The sequence below is a fragment of the Carboxydothermus hydrogenoformans Z-2901 genome (assembly GCF_000012865.1).
In the GTDB taxonomy this organism is placed as follows: Bacteria; Bacillota; Z-2901; order Carboxydothermales; family Carboxydothermaceae; genus Carboxydothermus; species Carboxydothermus hydrogenoformans.
This window is the reverse complement of record NC_007503.1, coordinates 1,689,428-1,709,856: the sequence shown is the minus strand read 5'-3', so window position 1 is coordinate 1,709,856 and position 20,429 is coordinate 1,689,428. Positions and strand designations below refer to the sequence as shown.

Annotated in this window: 19 protein-coding genes, 1 tRNA gene and 1 riboswitch; of the genes, 16 read left to right on the top strand and 4 right to left on the bottom strand. The window is 35.3% G+C overall.

Features of this window, described 5'->3' with window-relative positions:
• Positions 1-44: 44 nt before the first annotated feature.
• A complete protein-coding gene (locus CHY_RS12825) occupies positions 45-368 on the bottom strand; it encodes a helix-turn-helix domain-containing protein (protein WP_011344800.1) in 324 nt (107 codons plus the stop codon).
• Positions 369-997: 629 nt separating this feature from the next.
• Between CHY_RS12825 and CHY_RS08860 the strand changes: the two genes are divergently transcribed.
• The 9 genes from CHY_RS08860 (at position 998) to CHY_RS13495 (ending at position 11,014) form a co-directional block, all read left to right on the top strand.
• A complete protein-coding gene (locus CHY_RS08860) occupies positions 998-3,307 on the top strand; it encodes an EAL domain-containing protein (RefSeq protein WP_011344798.1) in 2,310 nt (769 codons plus the stop codon).
• A 56-nt stretch (positions 3,308-3,363) separates the two neighbouring features.
• A complete protein-coding gene (locus tag CHY_RS08855) occupies positions 3,364-4,596 on the top strand; it encodes an HD-GYP domain-containing protein (protein ID WP_011344797.1) in 1,233 nt (410 codons plus the stop codon).
• 133 nt (positions 4,597-4,729) lie between these two features.
• Positions 4,730-4,833, top strand: a riboswitch (SAM riboswitch).
• A 137-nt stretch (positions 4,834-4,970) separates the two neighbouring features.
• Positions 4,971-6,236, top strand: coding sequence for an O-acetylhomoserine aminocarboxypropyltransferase/cysteine synthase family protein (locus CHY_RS08850; RefSeq protein ID WP_011344796.1), 1,266 nt, complete (start codon positions 4,971-4,973; stop codon positions 6,234-6,236).
• 8 nt (positions 6,237-6,244) lie between these two features.
• Positions 6,245-7,384 (top strand): homoserine O-acetyltransferase MetX, encoded by a 1,140-nt coding sequence (metX, locus tag CHY_RS08845; RefSeq protein WP_011344795.1) that lies wholly within the window; start codon positions 6,245-6,247, stop codon positions 7,382-7,384.
• A 42-nt stretch (positions 7,385-7,426) separates the two neighbouring features.
• On the top strand, positions 7,427-9,034 hold the full coding sequence (gene bshC, locus CHY_RS08840; protein ID WP_011344794.1) for a bacillithiol biosynthesis cysteine-adding enzyme BshC: 1,608 nt from the start codon (positions 7,427-7,429) through the stop codon (positions 9,032-9,034).
• Positions 9,035-9,104: 70 nt separating this feature from the next.
• A tRNA-Pro gene (locus CHY_RS08835) sits at positions 9,105-9,181 on the top strand.
• 556 nt (positions 9,182-9,737) lie between these two features.
• The gene (locus CHY_RS08830; protein ID WP_011344793.1) at positions 9,738-10,244 is read left to right on the top strand and encodes a peptidoglycan-binding domain-containing protein; all 507 of its coding nucleotides are present in this window, start codon (positions 9,738-9,740) and stop codon (positions 10,242-10,244) included.
• 18 nt (positions 10,245-10,262) lie between these two features.
• Entirely contained in the window at positions 10,263-10,769 is a 507-nt protein-coding gene (locus CHY_RS12820; protein WP_011344792.1) for a DUF4367 domain-containing protein, read from the top strand.
• Between the two features lie 113 nt (positions 10,770-10,882).
• On the top strand, positions 10,883-11,014 hold the full coding sequence (locus CHY_RS13495; protein WP_264357861.1) for a hypothetical protein: 132 nt from the start codon (positions 10,883-10,885) through the stop codon (positions 11,012-11,014).
• A gap of 3 nt (positions 11,015-11,017) precedes the next feature.
• Here CHY_RS13495 and CHY_RS13035 read toward each other — a convergent pair whose 3' ends face one another.
• From CHY_RS13035 to mntA, 3 genes are read right to left on the bottom strand one after another with little or no spacing between them, the layout of a single operon-like run.
• Positions 11,018-11,149, bottom strand: a complete 132-nt coding sequence (locus CHY_RS13035) for a HepT-like ribonuclease domain-containing protein (RefSeq protein ID WP_264357860.1) — start codon at positions 11,147-11,149, stop codon at positions 11,018-11,020.
• Positions 11,150-11,168: 19 nt separating this feature from the next.
• On the bottom strand, positions 11,169-11,291 hold the full coding sequence (locus CHY_RS13490) for a hypothetical protein (protein ID WP_011344778.1): 123 nt from the start codon (positions 11,289-11,291) through the stop codon (positions 11,169-11,171).
• A complete protein-coding gene (gene mntA, locus CHY_RS08820) occupies positions 11,284-11,709 on the bottom strand; it encodes a type VII toxin-antitoxin system MntA family adenylyltransferase antitoxin (RefSeq protein WP_011344790.1) in 426 nt (141 codons plus the stop codon). The genes CHY_RS13490 and mntA overlap by 8 nt, the downstream gene beginning before the upstream one ends.
• 209 nt (positions 11,710-11,918) lie before the next feature.
• Between mntA and CHY_RS08815 the strand changes: the two genes are divergently transcribed.
• The 7 genes from CHY_RS08815 to CHY_RS08785 all read left to right on the top strand — a co-directional run bounded on the left by CHY_RS08815 (position 11,919) and on the right by CHY_RS08785 (position 20,405).
• The gene (locus CHY_RS08815; RefSeq protein WP_011344789.1) at positions 11,919-12,416 is read left to right on the top strand and encodes a hypothetical protein; all 498 of its coding nucleotides are present in this window, start codon (positions 11,919-11,921) and stop codon (positions 12,414-12,416) included.
• A gap of 190 nt (positions 12,417-12,606) precedes the next feature.
• Positions 12,607-13,731, top strand: coding sequence for a hypothetical protein (locus CHY_RS08810; RefSeq protein WP_226986699.1), 1,125 nt, complete (start codon positions 12,607-12,609; stop codon positions 13,729-13,731).
• 318 nt (positions 13,732-14,049) lie between these two features.
• On the top strand, positions 14,050-14,562 hold the full coding sequence (locus CHY_RS08805; RefSeq protein ID WP_041537734.1) for a hypothetical protein: 513 nt from the start codon (positions 14,050-14,052) through the stop codon (positions 14,560-14,562).
• 188 nt (positions 14,563-14,750) lie between these two features.
• On the top strand, positions 14,751-15,857 hold the full coding sequence (locus CHY_RS08800; protein WP_011344786.1) for a hypothetical protein: 1,107 nt from the start codon (positions 14,751-14,753) through the stop codon (positions 15,855-15,857).
• A gap of 69 nt (positions 15,858-15,926) precedes the next feature.
• Positions 15,927-16,964, top strand: a complete 1,038-nt coding sequence (locus tag CHY_RS08795; protein WP_011344784.1) for a WD40/YVTN/BNR-like repeat-containing protein — start codon at positions 15,927-15,929, stop codon at positions 16,962-16,964.
• A 563-nt stretch (positions 16,965-17,527) separates the two neighbouring features.
• Positions 17,528-18,358, top strand: a complete 831-nt coding sequence (locus tag CHY_RS08790; RefSeq protein WP_011344783.1) for a hypothetical protein — start codon at positions 17,528-17,530, stop codon at positions 18,356-18,358.
• A gap of 1,153 nt (positions 18,359-19,511) precedes the next feature.
• A complete protein-coding gene (locus CHY_RS08785; RefSeq protein WP_011344781.1) occupies positions 19,512-20,405 on the top strand; it encodes a hypothetical protein in 894 nt (297 codons plus the stop codon).
• Positions 20,406-20,429: the final 24 nt, after the last annotated feature.

The following is a 20,429-nucleotide window of genomic DNA, read 5'->3' as shown; positions in this document are numbered from 1 at the left end:
GCTACAAAAAGCACTGCGCCTAAATTGCAGTGCTTTTTTTGGGTTTATTTTGCTTTTAACTTATATTTATAATTTAAAAAATCAACAAAAAGATCGATTTCGTTTAAAGCTTCAGGTGGAAGTTGAAGGATTTTTTGGATTACTGGGGAAGTTGAAGGGAGAAGGTTTTCGTCGGAAAGTCCTGCAAGGTATTCAATACTTACTCCAAATTCTTGAGCAATTTTCCGTAAAAGGGTAATATCAGGGGTGCGTTCGTTATTTTCATATTTACTTAAAGCCCAGTAGGAAATCTGAAGCTTATCTGCTAGTTCTTTCCTGCTCATTTTCCTTTCTTCCCGAAGTTTTTTTATCTTGTTTATACCGCTCATAATCATCAACCCGGCATCTCTTTTCATTAAAATTTTTATTTGATGCAAAAATATTATAAATTAAAAAAATTTATTTTTTAAATATTTTAACGTAAGTGCTTTTCTTTGGCAATAAATGGACATAATGTCCAATTTATTTTTATATTCTTTTAAAAGTAAAAAAGAAAATAAAAAAACACTAATTTATCTAAAAGCTTTAAGGACTAAAAAATTGCAACCCAAAAAACATAGTAAAGTGGTTGAAAAATGTTGGACAGTGAGTACAATTAAAATAAACAATTTTCGTCTACAGTTATTTTTTGGTACCTGATGCTCCCATTCAGGGAAGGTTTTAGAGAGTAATAATTTTGTAAGAAATAATCATTACAATGAAGTCATTCTTTTTATACGTGTAAAATATTATCTCAAGTTCGAGGGTCGAAGGTATTTTTTGATTTCATGAAAGAAAGCCAGGAGTTACTGGTTGGTCTGAAAAGTCTCATTAAAGCGGCCAGACAGGACAAAACCGGTAGAAACTTTGTGTAGAATATCCGAAACTATAAAAATCTGTTTAGGCCCAAAAAGGACTGCACAAAATTTTGGATACTTACAATATTAGTTAAGACACAGAGGAGGAAGGAAATCTAACAATGAATGACAGGGAATTTCATCCCAGAAAAAAGGGAAATTTTATGGAAGAATCCCAGAAATCAATCACCTATCTTAAGCAAAAAGAAGAATTTCTAAGTAAAATTCTGGAAAACGAGCAGTTGTTAATAGTGGTTTGGACGCTGGAAAGTGGAGTAGTTTGGTTCAATAGATATACTCAGAATTTATTTGATATAGCGATAGAGGAACAATTAGAAAAGATAGATGTAAGTTTAATCATTCCGGAAAATTTAATTAGTTACCTAAAAGAACAATTGGATGATACTGGAGAGAGAAGTTTTCGTTACATAGACGAAAAACCGATGGTTTTAAAGAACGGTAGAGAAATTTATATTATGTGGCATAATAGTATTTTCAGCGATGAGGAAGGGCATAAGTACATTGTTTCTACCGGGATAGACGTTACAGAATTAAAGAAAACCGAAAAGAGATTTGAAGAAGCAAATAGAAACCTTCTTGCTTTAAACGAGGAATTATTGGCTCAGCAGGAAGAGCTGTCGGCAATGAATGAAGAACTTATGGCTCGAGAAGAAGAAGTGAGACAGAACTTAATTGAAATACAAAGGCAGCAGGATGAATTGAAAAAAAGTGAAGAACGTTACAGATTGGTAGTTGAAGGAGCAAGTGATGGGTTATGGGACTGGGATTTGGAAACGGATACTGCCTACATCTCCGAAAGGTGGAGAGATCTTATTGGTTTTGATAAAGAAGTAATAAATAACTACTGTGAAACATGGATTAAATTTATCCATCCCAGAGATGTGAAAGCAGTAATTAATAATTTACGTAATCATTTAGAGAAAAAGACGCCATTTTACTTATGCGAATATAGAATCAAAACAAAGGACGGAAAATATATATGGATTTTAAGCAGAGGAAAGGCTTTATGGAATAAAGAGGGCAAAGCCATAAGAATGGCGGGATCGCACACGGATATTACTCAAAGAAAACAAATGGAAAGCAAATTAGAATACATGGCATTCCATGACCCTCTGACTAACCTACCGCGTCGGGATGTTTTTCTGGAGAGGCTCAAAGTTGCCATGGCAGATGCCAGAAGGAATGGGAAGAAACTTGCAGTGTTTTTTGTTGATCTTGATAATTTCAAAATTATCAACGACTCTTTGGGTCATCATACGGGAGACAGGCTATTGAAGAAGATTGCCAAGGAATTAACAAAGTGTGTGCGGGAAACAGATACAATATCCAGGGTTGGCGGTGATGAATTTATCATTTTACTGCCTGATGTAAATAGTATTGAGGATACGGATAAGGTTGCAAAAAGAATATTGGAATTATTTGACCAACCAATAAAACTCAATAATTATGAATTGCCCGTTACTATTAGTATTGGTATTGCCATCTATCCCGATCATGGAAAAAGTGAAAGAGCTATACTGAAGAATGCGGATATAGCTATGTACACGGCTAAAAGAAAAGGAAAAAATGGTTTCCAATATTTTGACATAGCAATGAAGAGCGAGGTAGAATTTGCTAATACAGTTAAAAGAGATTTAAGGTTGGCTTTGGAAAAAAATCAGTTCATTTTATATTATCAGCCCCTTATTGACCTAAAGACAGGTAAAATAGCGAGTATGGAGGCACTTTTGAGGTGGCAACATCCTAAAAAAGGAATGATTAGCCCTTTTCACTTTATTCCTATTGCTGAAGAGACCCGGCAGATAATATCTATAGGTGAGTGGGTGTTAAGGACAGCTTGTAGACAAATGAAAGAATGGCTCGGTATGGGGTATTCGGGTTTCAGCGTTTCGGTAAATGTTTCTGTGCATCAGTTGGAGCAGCCTAATTTCGCGAAGGTTGTGTGTGATATCCTAAAAGAAATTGAACTTGAACCGAGATACCTGGAACTGGAGATTACTGAAACCGTCCTTATAGAAGCGGTGGAAACGGTGGTTGAAAACCTTTATCACTTGAAAAAAGCTGGGGTTAAAATAATAATAGATGATTTTGGCACTGAAAACAGTTCTTTTAGATATATGCAAAAATTTACGGTTGATGGTTTAAAAATTGACAGGTCGTTTGTGAATGGTATTAAGATAGATGTAAATAAGGCTATAATAGATGCGATTATTTTATTGGGACACAGGCTGAAACTACCTGTAACTGCTGAAGGGGTAGAAACCAGAGAGCAGCTTGAGTGTCTAATAGAGAGCGGGTGCGATAAAGTTCAAGGTTTTTATTTTAGCAAACCATTGCCTCCAGACGAGGTTATTCATCTGGTTCAAAAAGGGGACCAATGTTTCTTGATTTCTCATAACACACAAAAGTAGTGCCAGGATGAGGTCCAAGGTAAAACTACTTAATTTTATTGAAAGGAGTATTAGTTTTGACCATTAAGGTTAACTTTTTTAACTTTTTTAACTTAATAAAAAATATGTTTTCAGCTTTTGATGCTAACGAATTAGGCCTTAACAAACATCATTGGAAAGTTGCCTATGTTTCCTACTTGCTTGGTGATAAATTAGGACTTACAGAGTTTGAAAAAAACGACCTTATATATTTAGGAATGATTCATGATATTGGAGTTTTGCCTTGGGGCAAGGACGAGCAGCTTATTAACTTTTTTGAGGAAGAGGAGTTTGAACATTGCCTGCGGGGTTATAACTTTCTTAAAAACACGTATTTTGATCAATATGCTCCCGTTATTTTAAGCCATCACGATCATTTTAAAGGGAAAAATAAAACCGGGCTTGCTGGTAAGGAAATTCCGCTGTTTAGCCGGATAATTTATCTTGCTGACCGGGTAGCGTTTTTCTTTCAGGATAACATGCATCCCTTACTGGTGAAAGATAAGGTAGTGGAAAAAATAGTTTCTGGTAAGAATATTCTTTTCGACCCAGAGATAGTAGATGTGTTTTTAGTGGTTGCAGAAACTGAGGACTTTTGGCTTACTTTAGGGGATGGGGATATTCTAAATCAATGCTTAAATATACATCCAGGCCAGCACAGGTGGCTGGAGCTTGATGAAGTGATAAATATTGCGCAACTTTTTGCTAAAATCATCGACCATAAATCTCACTTCACATTTTACCATTCACAGCTTATAGCGGAAGTGGCAAAGTTTGCCGGAGAGATTTTTGGCTTTAACTTGGAAGAGAGAAAAGCTTTAGAAGTAGCTGGACTTTTACATGATTTGGGAAAACTTACGGTGCCCGAAGAAATACTGGAAAAACCTGCGGCCCTTAGTCGGGAAGAGTTTAGCGTAATAAAACAGCATACTTTTTATACCTACTATTGGTTGATAGACGTTTTTCCTGAGGAGATTGTCCGCACCGCTGCTTTTCATCACGAGAAGCTTGATGGTAGTGGTTATCCTTTTAAGAAAAAAGGCGAAGAAATTTCTCTACAAGAACGGCTTTTAGGTGTAGTTGACATGTTTGTAGCTCTAACTGAAGACCGCCCCTACCGGAAGGGGTTAGAATACCGGGAGGTTAAAGAGATTTTACTTAACGAAGTTCGGGCCAACAGAATTGACCGAGAGTGTGTTAAAATACTTTTGGATAGTTATCCGGAGATTATTACTCGGATGCAAAAGGTTCTGGAAACTGAGGAAGGATAACTGACCTTTACAAAAAGGTCACAATATCGAGAGCTATTCTCTGGCCTATCTACAAAAAATTTGAGCTAAGTAATTGACAAATAGTTTTATCCTTTATAGAATTAATTTCAAGTAAATAGCGAATAGCGAAACACTCTTATCGAGAGCGGCGGAGGGACTGGCCCTATGAAGCCCGGCAACCGGCCTTTTTGGCAAAGGTGCCAAATCCTGCAGGAGGATAATCCTGAGAGATAAGAGGAGGAAACCAAAGCCTCTTCTTGTCGGAAGAGGTTTTTTTATTTAAACACCAAAATCAGGGAGGTTCTTTTTTTAGGCGTTTAGACGCAAATATCAGACCCGTCCCTAAAGTAGCCGGAAAGAAAGGAGAGATTGTAGTGAAATTTGCGACAAAAGCGCTTCACGCCGGACAAAAACCGGACAGGGAAACCAGAGCTCGGGCGGTTCCCATCTATCAAACTACCTCTTACGTATTTGAAAGCACCGAGCATGCTGCAGCATTATTTAATTTGGAAGGTGGCGGTTACATTTATACCCGCATTGACAACCCGACCACCGAAGTTTTGGAAAACCGCATTGCTGCTTTGGAAGGAGGTATTGGAGCTTTAGCGGTTGCTTCCGGTCAGGCGGCAATCACCTTTGCCCTTTTGAATCTTGCTTCTGCCGGGGATGAAATTGTTGCTTCTTCCAATCTTTACGGTGGAACTTATACCTTGTTAGCCAATACTTTTAAATCCTTTGGCATAAATGTCAAGTTTACCGAAAATGTTGAAGTGGAATCCTTTGAAAAATTAATCACCCCTAAAACCCGGGCCCTTTATGTGGAAACCATCGGCAATCCCGGACTTACTATTCCTGACTTTGAAGCTCTATCCAAGCTTGCCCAGAGCTATAAAATACCGTTGGTGGTGGACAATACCTTTGCTACCCCTTACCTCTTTCGGCCTCTTGAACATGGGGCTAACATAGTTATTCACTCCCTTACCAAATTTATTGGCGGTCACGGGGTGGCGATAGGCGGCATCATTGTCGATGGCGGAAATTTTGACTGGGAAGCAGGGGGTTTTACTCAGTTTACCACTCCTGATCCCGCCTATCACGGCATGATTTATACCGAAAAGTTTGGGGCCGCGGCGTACATTGCCAGGGCCCGCACTCAGTTTTTGCGGGATATTGGCGCATCCCTTTCTCCTTTTAATGCGTTTTTGATACTACTTGGAGTAGAAACTTTGGAGCTCAGAATGAAGAAACATTCGGAAAATGCCCTTAAAATTGCTGAGTATTTAAAAGGGCACCCGAAAGTTACCTTTGTCAACTACCCGGGCCTTAGCGACCACCCTCACTATAACCGGGCTCAGAAATACTTTAAAAACGGATTTGGAGCAATGCTTACTTTTGGAGTAAAAGGTGGACGCGAAGCCGGGAAAAAAGTAATAGAAGGGGTAAAAATTTTCTCCCATCTCGCCAATGTGGGGGATGCTAAATCATTAATCATCCATCCGGCATCTACTACCCACAGCCAGTTAAACAGTGAAGAACTTTTAAAGGCCGGAGTAACAGAAGATTTAATTCGTTTGTCCATTGGCATTGAAGACGTGGATGATTTAATCCAGGATTTAGATAATGCTTTAGCACAGGTGTAGGAGGAAAAATGAACGGCTCGGTTGGTATTGTGGAAACCAAGAAGGTTACTTTTCCGGAAATAACTTTAGAATGCGGCGAAAAAATTGCTCCGGTAACGGTAGCCTATGAGACTTACGGCGAACTGAACGAGCGGGGAGATAACGCGATTTTGATTTTACATGCTCTAACAGGAGATGCCCATGTAGCGGGAAAACACCGGCCGGAAGACAAAGTGGCCGGCTGGTGGGACCCCATGGTGGGACCGGGAAGGCCTTTTGACACCAATAAATACTTTATTGTTTGCTCCAACGTTTTAGGGGGATGCTACGGGACTACCGGGCCTTCTTCAATTAACCCCGCTACCGGGAGGCCCTGGGGCATGAGCTTTCCCATTATCACCATTAGAGACATGGTTAATCTTCAGTACAAGCTGGTGCGTCACTTAGGGATTACGAAAATCCTGGCGGCGGTGGGCGGCTCCATGGGGGGCATGCAGGCCTTAGAGTGGGCTTACATGTATCCCGAGATGTTAAAAAGCGTGGTGGCCATTGCTACCAGCGCCAGGCTTTCCCCCTTTGGTATAGCATTTAATGCGGTTGGCCGGGAAGCCATCATGACCGACCCCGAGTGGCGTGGTGGAAATTATTACGGGTTTGAGGGCCCAAAAAGAGGATTGGCTTTGGCTAGGATGATTGGCATCATTACCTACAAAAGCGATATTTCCTGGCAGTACCGTTTTGGGCGAACCCACACTTATGAAACGGACCAGGAGCTTTTCAGTCATACTTCCCGCTTTGAAATTGAAAATTACCTTTACTATCAAGGGGATAAATTAGTAAAGCGGTTTGATGCCAATACTTATTTGTATCTCTTAAAGGCTATGGATTTGCATGACATAAGCCGCGGAAGGGGTCGCTACCGGGAAATTTTAAAGGAACTGAAAACGCCCCTGTTAGCTATTGGCATTGACACCGATTTTCTTTACCCAACCTATCAGCAAAAGGAAATTGTAGAAGCATTGAAGGAAGCCAAAAAAGAGGCTTATTACTGGGAACTTTCCTCTCCTCACGGCCACGATGCTTTTTTAATTGAGTTTTCCAAAATGGCGCCAATCTTAAGTAACTTTTTGGAGTATGTGGCTGGCCGGAGGGCGACAATTAACTTTTAAAGAAAACTATGGTAAGATAAAAGAAAAACAGAGGAGCAGGCAATGCGGTACGAGGAAATAAATTTAGGTTACGAAAAAAATCTGGTCAGGTATTATTTAACCGGGTACGACAGAGTAGCCAAGTTTTACCATTACAACCCCTGGAATACCCGAAGCTTTTATGATAGGGCAGATTATTTAAAAGATAAGAGTAATCCGGAAGCTCTCTATAATTTATTAAGCTTTTACCTGAAAGATTTTGCACTTGACCAAAAGGTTGTGGAAAATCTCGACAAAATCAAAAAGGGAGCATTTATCGTCTTAACCGGGCAGCAGCCGGGCTTTTTAACGGGACCCTTGTATACCATATATAAAGCAGTTCATGCAATTATTGAAGCAAAACGACTAAGCGAATTGCTAAATCACGAAGTTGTGCCCCTCTTTTGGATTGGCAGTGAAGACCACGATGTGGAGGAGGTAAATTTTCTCTACTTCCCTGGAAAGGAGGGGCCCCAGGAAATAAAAATAGAATTTACTGACCTGCGAAAAATCCCGGCTGGACTGAGGCCAGCAGAACCTGAAACTGTTGAAGCCATTGAAAAGTTCGAGGGCCTATTACCAAATTTTGATTACAAAGAAGAAGTTTTTACGGAAATTAAAAAAGCTTACCATTCGGCCAATTTAGGCCAGGCCTTTGCCCGCTTAATGTTAAAGCTTTTTGGTAAATTCGGCCTTTTAGTTTATGATGGCCTAAATCCGGAATTTAAAAGGGTTACCAAAGGCTATCTTAAAAATGCTTTTTTAAAGAGGGACGCTATTGAAAAGGCTTTATTTAAAGTATATACCGAGCAGCAAAGTCTTGGAATTGAGCCACAGCTTGACCCCTGTCCTAACCACTGCAACATGTTTATCTTTAAAAACGACGAAAGAATTGCTTTGGAAGTGGCCGGGGAAAAGGTGGTAAGCCGGGATGGGGAAGTAAGCTTTACCCGGGAAGAGTTTTTGGAGTTTATGGAAAGATACCCGGAAAAGTTAAGTCCGAACCTGGTAGTCAGGACTTCCATCCAGTCGCTGGTTTTTCCGGTACTGGCTTATGTGGCTGGCCCTGGAGAAATCGGTTACTACGGAATGTTAAAAGAAGTGTATGAAATAATGGGTACCCAGATGCCGGTAATCCTTCCCAGGTTTACGGCAACTTTAATTGAGCCGCGGGTGGAGAAAGCTTTAAAAGAATTTGCCCTTTTACCGCAGGAAATTTATCAAGATTACGACGGAGTATTTCACCGGGTATTGGAGCGATTGGACAACCTTGGAATTGACGATACCTTTAAAGCCTTAAAAGAAAGTATCAATTCGGCTTATAAGAACTTGCAGGAAAAACTTGCCCCACTGGGGGCGGATTTTCAAAAACTTACCGGAGAAAACTTAGGAAGGGTTATGGCCCAGGTGAAGTACCTGGAGGAGCGGGCCCAAAAATACCATCGAGAAAAGAACAGTAAATACATTGAAAAATTATGGTATTTAAAAACAAACTTCCTGCCGGAGAACGAATGGCAGGAGCGGGTGTATAATGTTTTTTACTACCTTGCCAAATACGGATTTGCTTTAATAGAAAAACTTCTGGGAATTCCCTTTAATCCCGGGAAGCATTATTTGCTATACCTGGAATAAGATAAAAGGTTCTGTGTACTTGACATGAAGCTGTTTTCTCTTTAAAATATAAGATGTCTCCGATGAATGTCGGGCTGTGGCGCAGCTTGGTAGCGCACTACCTTGGGGTGGTAGGGGCCGTGGGTTCAAATCCCGCCAGCCCGACCATTGAAAGTAAAAGCTCCCGTAAGTGGGAGCTTTTTTGTTTACTGCATACTGGTAGAGATTTAAGCCCATCCGGTAAACCGGGTGGGTTTTTTGTGTGCGCTCGGCATGGGTACAGACTCACGGGTAAAAGTCCCGAACGGCGAAGGTAGTAGTAGCCGTTAGTGCAGAGGAAAGAGATTTTTCTTAATTGACAAAAAAATTTAAAAATTATATTGACAAAAAATAAAAAAATGTGTGAGTATAGTAAGAAAAGGGAATACATTCCTGATAATGGGAAATAAGGGGTGGTATAATTAAAGGTAGTAAATTAATGAGTTAATAGATTAAAGAAAAGGAAAATTTACGCAAAAAGCTTACTAAAAAATAATGGTTGGTAAAATATAAAAACCTCCAATAGAATGTAAAAAGTTACACGACTGAAAGCAAAATAATTTTTGAAGATGTGGTACTCTGGGATACTCATCGCTACATTAAATCACTTGAAAGGTGCTTTTAAGTGATTATCCTACTTTTTAATTAATGAAATCCTTGAATGTACATTTAAAGGGGGGATATTATGAAAATAGGAAAGAAAATTATGACAGCTATAATAATGACTATTTTCGTAATTTCTCTACCTGAAATAGTTTTAGCACATCCAATGCAAGACAATTGGTATAATAATGACTATGTAGGTTACGGATATGTAACTTCTGGTGGGTATGTTCTTGCAATCCAACGGATGTTAAAAGATACACCATATGGATATAGTAGTGTTGATGGATATTATGGTTCTTTAACCCAAAAAGGTATAGAAGATTTTCAACGTAGTGAAAAAATTCAAGTTGATGGAATTGTTGGAAAAGTTACGTGGGGAGAATTTCAAGACTATAGATTTTATCTTGGAACCAATGGTGGTTCAGGACAATTCTATGCCTTTATTTATAGTTTTTCTGATCAGTATCCTGCAAAGTACTTTAGGGATGCTTGTTCAGGGTGGTACATTGATTGTAGTTTAACAAATCAAAATGATTACTGGCATGTAGATCATGACTTTGAAAAATTAACGGTTATTTGTTTATAAAGGAAGGTGCGTAATACTATGAAATATCTTAAAATGTGGTTTTTAATAAGTTTTATACTGATATTAATCTTTTCAGGTTATCTTTATGCTTTAGCTGAAAATAATAATAAAGTTAGTGCAAGATTAAATAGTAATTATTCTAGTATAAATTCTAATAATAATGAAGTGTCTTTACCGTACAATTTAAAAATACCTAAATATTTACCCAGAGGACTTGTTTTCAAGAAAAAAACGGTTGAAAATGTTGGTGCTCTTAAAGCAGTAATTCAAGGGTGGCAAGATATAAAAAATGAAAGGAGATTTTTGGTAATTATACAATCAAATGATAACGGAAATACAAAGCCAAATGAAATTAACGATGCAAAAAAAATAAAGATTGCAGGAACTGATGCTTGGTTGCTTTATGAAAGTGAAGGAGAACCAGTAAAAATCATGTTCTGGAAAGATAATTGCTACTACCTTGTGGGAGGACTAAATATATCGGTTGACGATTTAACTAAAGTGGCAGAAAGTTTATTTGAATAATAATGGGTTACTGCTAATGCTAAATAACTATATTTAGTTTACATTAGTTGGTGACGTTTTTAGCTGTCTCTGATTGCTTTACTAGGCGAATCCTTTTTTCCTGCTTGGTAAATATGCCGAATAAGAAACAAAAATGGCAAAAGAAGAAAATAAACGATTCTAAAGTAAATACGGTTACTTTAAACGGCATTAATGACGAAAAAGTAGAGGTGGAGGTGGACAAAACCGTGGGCTTCCGGGGATGAAAATTAATTTATCAATTTGTTTATCTGCCGGATAAATGAATCAAAATCTCCAAGATTGTTTTGTAAGATTCTGTAAACTTCGATGTCATCAACTTCATCATAGAAATGAACTATGCGATTTCGAAATTTAGCCATTAACTTATATATGTTAGCGTCATATTCCACCTTTAGATATAAATTCATTTACCGGGAGCTGAGCAAGGGTTTTTAATTTGGATAAGCTGTTTTCAATTACTCGGATTTTATCAAGAACCCTTTTTTTATCAATTTCAGGCATATTTATCTCTCAATCCTTTCATATAATCATCATAAAATTTTTTTAATGTAATTCCATAATCTCCGTAGGCATTAAAAACTTTCTCCTTAAAATCTGCAAGGGCTATTTCATCAGTACAATATAAAAGGTCTCCTGTATATAATACTTGATGACAAATATCTAATGGGGCTTTGTTTAAGTTGACAAGATCAATGTTATCCCGTCCAAAAATCTGGCTGATGTCAGATTCAATCTCGAGTTCTTCAAAAAGTGAAGGGCTATTTCTGAATAACATTGCTAAATCAATATCGCTGGTAATACGTTCAAGCTCGGTGCCATAAGATCCAAATATATATAGTGCTAAAATGTTTTTATTTTGTTCACAGTATTTTTTTAATTCTTCAATTTGCCCTTTAATATCATTCAAATTCCTTTTCATCTAAATCACCTGTAATTAAAGTGAAAGAATAAACCACCAGATTTCCTTTTTATTATACCAGAATTTTAGTGGTATTAAACAAAAATTTTCAAAAATATTCCAAATAATTTTAGGTTTGAGTCCATTAAAGTGAGCATTTCTTATATTTCATCTCCAGAGCAGGTAGAACGAAGGATTCAGGGGAAGTTTATTGGGGGAGTGGAATAAAAATGTGGGTTATTGAAAAAAGAGCATATTATTTCTTTGTAGCATTAATTTTACTAAGCCTTATTACCGGTTGTACTGAAACCGAAAATACTACAAAAAAGACGGTTACCCGTAATAGAACGGTTAAAAACAAAGTATATAAAGCTGATAAATCGGAAAGTCCAGAATTAAGTGACTTAGAAAAAAACTTAAAAGAGTTGGCGACAAAATATATATTGGCTAAGTATAAAGGTGATGAAAAGACCTTACTTAAAATTACTAAAGAAAATGCTTATAAAGAAGTTATAAGTGGAGAACTGAAGCTTTTTAAGGAACATAAATTTGAAAAAATAGTTTCTTTTAAATTCCAAAAAAGCAATATAAAAGAAGAGAAAGAGATTATAGTAGCCGTGGCTTCTATTGCACCTGGTGCTCCAACTTCAACAATATATTATGAGCATATTTGTTTCAAAAAAATAGGTGATAAATGGTTTATAACAAAAGTTCTAAGGGATGCATGAAGAAAGAGATGTGTTAACCCACAAATATTGGAGACCTTCCTTGATATTCTAAAGTTTAAAAATGTTTAAGTTTTTTATGCGGTAAATGTTACCACTAAGGAGATAATTAGTTATGCAAAACCCTGGTTTTAACAGCTCAAAAGCTTGGGCTCAATCAATTGCACGTCAAGCGATGTTATAAATTTTTGGGGTGGATAAATTTGAAAAAAAGATTTCTAATAATAGTAGTTTTTCTATTAATTATATTTTCTTTTTAGGGAGCGGATGCTCTCAAAACGAAGTGGTGAACCAAAATCCTCCATCTAATGAGGCAACAGGAGAATCTAATATAGAAGACAACGAAACCATAGAAGAAAACAAAAATCCTTATGCTGATGCGATTATATCACTAAAACCTCCTTTTGGAAGAATCGGAGATGTAGTTTTAGTGGGTAATGATTTGTATATGTGTGTAAGTGATAATACAGAATTTGCAAAAAATATCATTAAATATAATTTACAAACCAAGCAAACGGAAAAAATATTTACCTCGGAGTTTGATGATCCTTCGGTGCAAAATCTTATGATTAATGACAACTGGCTTATCTGGACCGACTCAACTGCAGACGGGTTACTTCACCGAATTTACGCAAAGGATTTAAAAACAGGAAAAATAAAATTAATTGCAAAATTGGCCTTTAAGGGACTTACCCCAATTTCACCATTTTTGTATGAGGATTTTATTGCCTGGGTTGAACCCACCCGTTACGATGGCAAGTATTTTAACGGAAAAGTAGTGTTATATAATTTAAATAACCACAAAACAAAGGTTGTTAGTAAAATTAGACAACTTGGTTTATATAACAATTTTATTTACATTAATGACAACAAAATACTTTGGACGGACTCGTACGATGGTAAAGGATATTATAAGTTTTATGATTTAAAAACAAACAAGATAAAAACCTATGAGTCGAAATATTTATACCCGGGATATGCGGAATTTGCCGGGAATAAAATTTATTCCCTAAATTTTAATAACATTAGAGACTGGACTTCTCATAAATTTGAAGAGTATGATATTAAAAATAATACATACACAAATATTACGGGTCACATAACCAGGTTTAGGATAGGGAAAAAATATATACTGGTAATGGACAGTCAAAGTGATTTAGAATTGTATTCTATGGATAAACTGGAATGGATACCGCTTGAAATAAGAGTTGATTCAATTATTGAATGTAATGGTAAGCTTGTGGCAACATTTGATGAGATAGATCTGACTACAACCATATATATTATTGATTTAGAAAAAATAAAATCAAAGGGTTAAGCCGTCTGATAAGTAGCATGGATTTATACAAAAAATTAATTTTGGTTCGGATAAATTTTTCTATTCTATCCAATCATCCGATGGGTATGCAGATTAATTGTTTCAAAACATAGCATAAAAAATTAAAATAGTGGTGAAATAATGAAATTAAATAAAAGCCATGGTCTACTATTAATTTTAATAACCTTACTTCTTATAAGTATCTTAATTATTAAATACCGATTTGATGAAAGTGTAAAGGTTGCATTATTTTTCCCACGATATTATCTAATTCTTAATATATTTAACAAATAGAAGCCGTATTTTGAGGTGATTAAATTGAGAGGAAAGTTAATTTTTATTGTTATTTTAATCCTATTCTTAACAGGATGTAAAGATAATATTAAAAAAGAACCTTCATACAATGAAATTGTAAATAAGCAAAAACAAACAGTATTAGCCATAGATTATGGAAAACTTGAAGAAAAATATTTAAGCGATTTTAAATCTTTTTGGCCAGATAGCAATATATTATATACTAAAATAATTGATTTCGATAATGATAAAAATTTTGATTTGATAGTACTCTATGAAGATAAAAAGACAGGGAAAAGATCAAATGTTGCGTACGTTGGCAAAAGAGGCATTTATGCAATAGATGTAGCTGCCGATAAACCCTATTTTATATTTAAAGAACCATTACAGATAACATTTAAAGAAGAGGAAGGCCAGATAAAAGGAATAATTATTCCTATAATTAATGAAAAAACAAAAGAACAATTTTATTATACTATTTCCATGATTGCTACTGGAAACGACCAGACCTTTAAGATTAAAGCTGAAAAATATTAATATAATTAAATTATAAGTAATAATGCCAAAAAGAAAACCGGCCGAATAAGTGCTACCGGGCACGATTAGAAACCAGCATCCTGAGCTGCTAACCTAACCACCTCAGCATGCAGCTTTACTTTGAAAAATTTTTGGCAATTTCAGAGAAGATAATTTGTTAAATAACATAAAAAAGGAGAATTAAAGAAATGACGAAAAAACTTATAATTGTTTTTACCAGTATAATAATATTGTTCTTTTTTTTCTTTATATTGCTATCTAATCATAAAACAAAAAATGTAGATGGAAAATACGAATTTAATCTGAATGATCTCATTTTGGTAACTCCAAAATTATCTAAAGGTACAGTCCTTGATCATTTTAATAAGATAACGTTGAATGATCTTAACCTGCCTAACAATACATCGATGGGAGATTACTGTTTTGATGGTGACAATGTTTATGTATCCGTAGATTTCTATGGAAATTTTGGTGAAGTAAAAAAAACACAAGTTATTAACTATAATTTAAAAAATCATCAATATAATGTTTTGTATGAAACTAAGGAAGGGCTACATGGTCTTGCGGAACTCTCGGTTTCAGGAAACTATTTATTTTGGGAAGAAGAGGGTAATTATACCAGAATAATAAAGTATGACCTGACCAAAAAACAGTTTGAAAAAATTTACGAAATAAATTTTGCTCCATTACTTATTGAAGCTAATAATAATTTGTTAACATGGTTTGAACCAGATAAGAGAAACACTTCTGGATTAATACTAAAGATTTATAACTTCAATGATAATACAACGGAAGAAAGGAACAACATTTATATACCACATACGTATTTGCGGGCAATTATTAATGAAGATTACTTAACCTATCTTCAAAAAGATGCTGCCGGTAATATTTATCTCCATAGTGAGGGCTTAGGTAATAAAAAAGATACATTATCGATAAAAATACCGGAGGAATTTGAACCCTTTAGCGTAGAGGGAAATCAACAATTTGTGATATTTAGAGGGAAATATTTTAATCAGGAGCTATTCATACTTAATAAAAAGAATGGGAAATTTTATAAAATTGATTTTTCGAAATATGTAAAAAATCTTTTTTCATATAAAATCCAAGGGGACAGAATTCTCCTTATTGATTCAACAAGTCATAATGCCTTCATTTATAATATTAAGACAAATAGGTTGGCAAAGCTTTTGCAAATGACCTCGATGGATTCAAAACCTTTTGTCTTAGATAAAGGACATAAGGGAAAATTCGGAATAAGATATGGAGATTCTATTTTATATATTGAAAAGTAGAATTAATTAAAGTAAACAGCACCAGCAGCAGTAAGAACAGGTGCGAATGCCGTAAAGGGGTAAATATAAATGTGGTCAATTTTAAAGAAAACGATGATTTTTTTTATAATTACCATTATTTTAAGTGGTTGTTGGCCGAATGTGGAGCGAAACAAGAAAAACTTATTCCGTATTGATAATTTTCAGGTAAAGATAACTCAATATCCTTTACCTGAAGGGTTTTTTCGTCCTCTTTGGATAGGAGGAACTACGGTTTTTGCACAGCAAGGGCAGGATTACCCGAAAAAGTTCATATCCCTTTACGAAAGTAAGGATTTAAAGAATTATAACTTGGTGGTACAATTTCCAAATCAATTTGGTCAGTTTTTTATTAACCCAAAAAATAACAAGGAGATTTATTTTATTTCTTACACCGGAGAACAAGGAGTTTATAAAAGTAAAGATGGGGGAAAATGGCATAAAATTTTTCAAGGCAAAGTTGAAAAAATAATTTTTGACCCCAAAAGCCCTGATACTTATTATCTTATTCAAAATAAAGAGCCTATAGGGGTTAAAGTTTATATTAGCCGAGACGGTGGAGAACATTGGAATTTCAAATTTTCTGTGCAGGAAATTTTTTATGCTACCCAATTATTTATTAATCCCCTAAACGAAAAACAAATTTATATTACAGCACGTAATGGGCTTTGGGAAAGCTTAGATGGAGGGAAACATTGGCAAAATGTTTTTTTAGATGGTGAGCCCCGGGGCATTGCTTTTGATCCAGTAGATTTAAAAAATCTTTATTTTATCGATGGTAGAGGTTTATATCGCTTGAGAGAAGGAAAAATTGAAGAAGTAAAACTTCCTGCAATACATCAAGAAGAAGAAATTTTGGGTATTATTGGAAGAGATGATACTAAAAAAATTTTTGTGTTAACTTTAAAGGAAATAAACAAATCACATTATGAAATTAGTTTATATCAAATTTATGAGAATAAAGCCAAGATTGTAGCATCGTTAGAACACAGTGAGCGAATTTTGGAAGAAATTATTTTCGACAGCGAAAATCCCAATAATCTCTATATTTTTAGTTATAAAAATTTATTTAAAATAACTTTGAAATAAAAATAGATCTTGGCAAGTTTTAACGGTTAATTATGTTTGGAAAATAGATTGAAAAAGTTCTTGGGGTGTTTTAGACTACTTTGGTGGTTCAAATCCCGCCGCTCCGACCATTTAAAACCCATCCGGATATCCGGGTGGGTTTTTTCGTGTTCCCGGCATGGTTGCAGCCTCACGATTAAAAATCCCGAACGGCGAAGGTAGCAGTAGCCGTTAGTGCAGAGGAAAGAGATTTTTCTCAATTGACAAAAAAGTTTAAAAATTGCATTGACCAAAAAAAAAAAAAAAAAAATGTACAGTATAGTAATAAAAGGGAATGCATTCCTGAAAATGGAATATAGGAAGGGGTTATAATTAAAACGGGCAGGTAATGAGGATCTTTCAATCGGAAATTAAAATCTTTTTTTTAGCGTTGGACTAAGGAACAGGAAGAAAAATGGACATTAATTGAAAATGCTTGGGTATGACCGAATTCTTTTAAATGGTATTTAGAAAAGTCAGAAGAAAAAAGGATTAAAATTAAAAAGGATAAAATAAAAATTGATTTCAAGGGGTGATAAAGAAAAATGAAAAAACGAATTCTGGTAATATTGTTACTTACTATATTTTTAATTTTAATATTATTTGCTTCTGTGTCTTTTGCTGACCAAAACCCTATGTCAGTTGAGTTGGGAACTAGGGACTTGACAGCGGAACAAATTAAACAACTAAAAAAGGATCCAGATCGACTAACCAAAAGAGCAAAGATGGATGTTATTTATCTCTTGTCCCAGGCAGATAAAGAGATGAATGCAGCTGAAGCTTATAACACTGGAAACACGGTTTCGGCCATGAGTGCAAATACTGTTTATCTTGGTTCGGATGCCACATTCTACGTTGCTGATATGGGTAACAAAGGACATAGTACGTTTGGGATAGCAGGTGCTTCAGAACGTTATTCTTCTTATACTATTGATTCCCATACTTGGACTACTGGTCTAGGGAGTGCTTCGTCATGGGCCTATATAGGCAAAACCATTTATGTGTCTGGAGCGGGTTCTAAAGGTGCTTATATCCGTTTCAAAGGGAGTTACAGCGGTTCAACTGTGCCTGGCTTCTTGGGAGGTATTGCTGGAGCAGAGGTGAAAGTTACAGTTTATGATGTTACTGCCGGCAGTCAGATTGGAAGTTCTACTATCCTTTTGGTGAATGATTCTATAGGCATCGGTTCCCAATTCACCAATGTTCCTATTAACCTTTCAATATATGTAGTGCTTCAGGCTGGACACACCTACTGTTTGAGATATCATTTAAGTACCAGCGTATCAAATTATTCTCCACAAATGGTTATTTCTGATTTTTGGGATGACACCAATTCTGGTATATATATGGATAAAGTAACTGTAGATTTCATTTAACTTTTAAGAGTTGGAAAGGATCGTGTTGATTGTATGAACTATGATCTTATTAAAAGTCTATTCAGTATCATGGTTATTGGACTGATAGCCATCATAGGAATATTGGTATTTATCGATTGTCGTAAACATAATTGGAGTTTTTTGACCGCTCTATTTTGGGGATTTTTTGCTGCATTTTGTTTTCCTCCATTTGGCTTAATTTATTATATTTTTTACAAAAAAGAACATGGTTTTTAAATTAAAAAGAAAATCTATTCACATAAGACTATTGACCTTTGTCTACAGCCTTATATTTGTTGCGTCCAAGCATGGATCATGCTTAGAAGATGAATGTTTTAAACAACGCTACCAGCATGGGTTTATACACGCCTTATAAAGAATTAAATCTTGAAAAACAGTTAGATATTTAAAACGACTTTCAAAAATGCGGTACATTTGTTTGTCCCGTATGTGCAAATCGGGTTGTAAAGCTTACGATACGGAGAAAAAACCTGAAGGCATCTTGATTTTTAAATAGTAAGCAAAAAAGAATTAAGCTATACGGTAAAAAATCCACGGGAATCAGGGTAGTATTAAACGCTATGAAAACATTCAGCGTTGAAGATAGGCTTTATAAAAATTAGAAAGCTGGTCAAAAAAATTAAACATACCAACAACAACACTTATAAGAGAATTAATTCTGTCCGGTATAGAAGAATGGATATAACAGAAAAACGGTACTTGTTTTGTGTGTAATTAATATTTTTCATGGGATTGGAATAATCAGCTTTTGTAATGCCATGTTAAAGTGAGCACATCTAAAGCTTAGATATAAGAAAAATCTTAACATAAATAACAAAAAATTTTAAAAATTGTCTTGACAAAAAAAAAAAAAAAGTGCAGTATAGTAAATAAGGGGAATGCATTCCTGAAAATGGCAAGTAAAGGAGTGACAAAAAAATAAATTCTGCTTTCCTTGGTTTACCTAATTTTCATTTGCAAGAACATGGTTGGTTAGGGGTGACGAAGAAGTCGACTGCGGATAAAAGGACAGAGAAAAGTAGCCCTCGACAAGCCAGCATACCATTTCATCGGCTTTGGTTTGACAAGAGTGCGTTTCGCCGATAGCTTAGCTTTAGGTAAAATACACATGGGCTCCAGAGGAGGTGTTTATATGAGAAAGTTTATTACTGTATTTACAATAATTTTTTGTATAACATTTTTGTTTTCAGGGGTGGCTTTTGCAAAAAGTTATACTAAAAATGAAATAGAACATTTTAAGGAATTGGGGTTTACCGAAGATGAGATAGCAAATTTTGATGATAGAGAATATCAAGAATATTCGAAATTAAACGGAAAAGTTATTTCATCTGTTCAAAAATTTTACAGAGTTACTCCTAAAGAAGGTTTTGTAGAAATTTCAAAAAATCAAGCAATCAAAGAAGTATTTAACTATCGTGAGAAAAAAAGAATAAAAAAGAATGATAATAATAAAATTAGTTTAAGTAGTATTAGTATTCTTAGTGGTGGAACTGACACAAATTCTTGTTCATGGATGACACAAACTACCACTGTAACAGACTTAGGGAATAAACAGTTTTTATTTAAAAATTCTTTTACATGGTTAACGGAACCAATTTGGACATTAAATGATGTTGTTGCTATAACTCATAGTAGTTCTACAAGTACTATTTCAGGTTCAGAATATTTAAAATATATATATGACCGATGGTTTTATGATGATGGTATTCCTTTATGGCAAGTAGATACTATAACAAAAACATATTATAAAGCTTATGCAAAAAATGTAAATGGTTATGCTTTTGTTTTTGACCTTTTAGGAAGTGATGGTGGTTATGTAGTTGAAAATAATCGTGGTTATATGGTATATAAAGTAAATGCTACACCTTCTAATTTTATTGGTTATTCAAATGCTTTTGGCCACTATGCCCATCAGCAAGTAGCGCTTTTATTTGGTATTGACCTTTTTAGCGGTTCAATGTCGGTCTCTCCATCTTTTGCTTTTGATCAAGCTCCGGATACTGATGTTCAATTTTACATTAAATAATAGGAGCCTAACTGGCTCCTATTA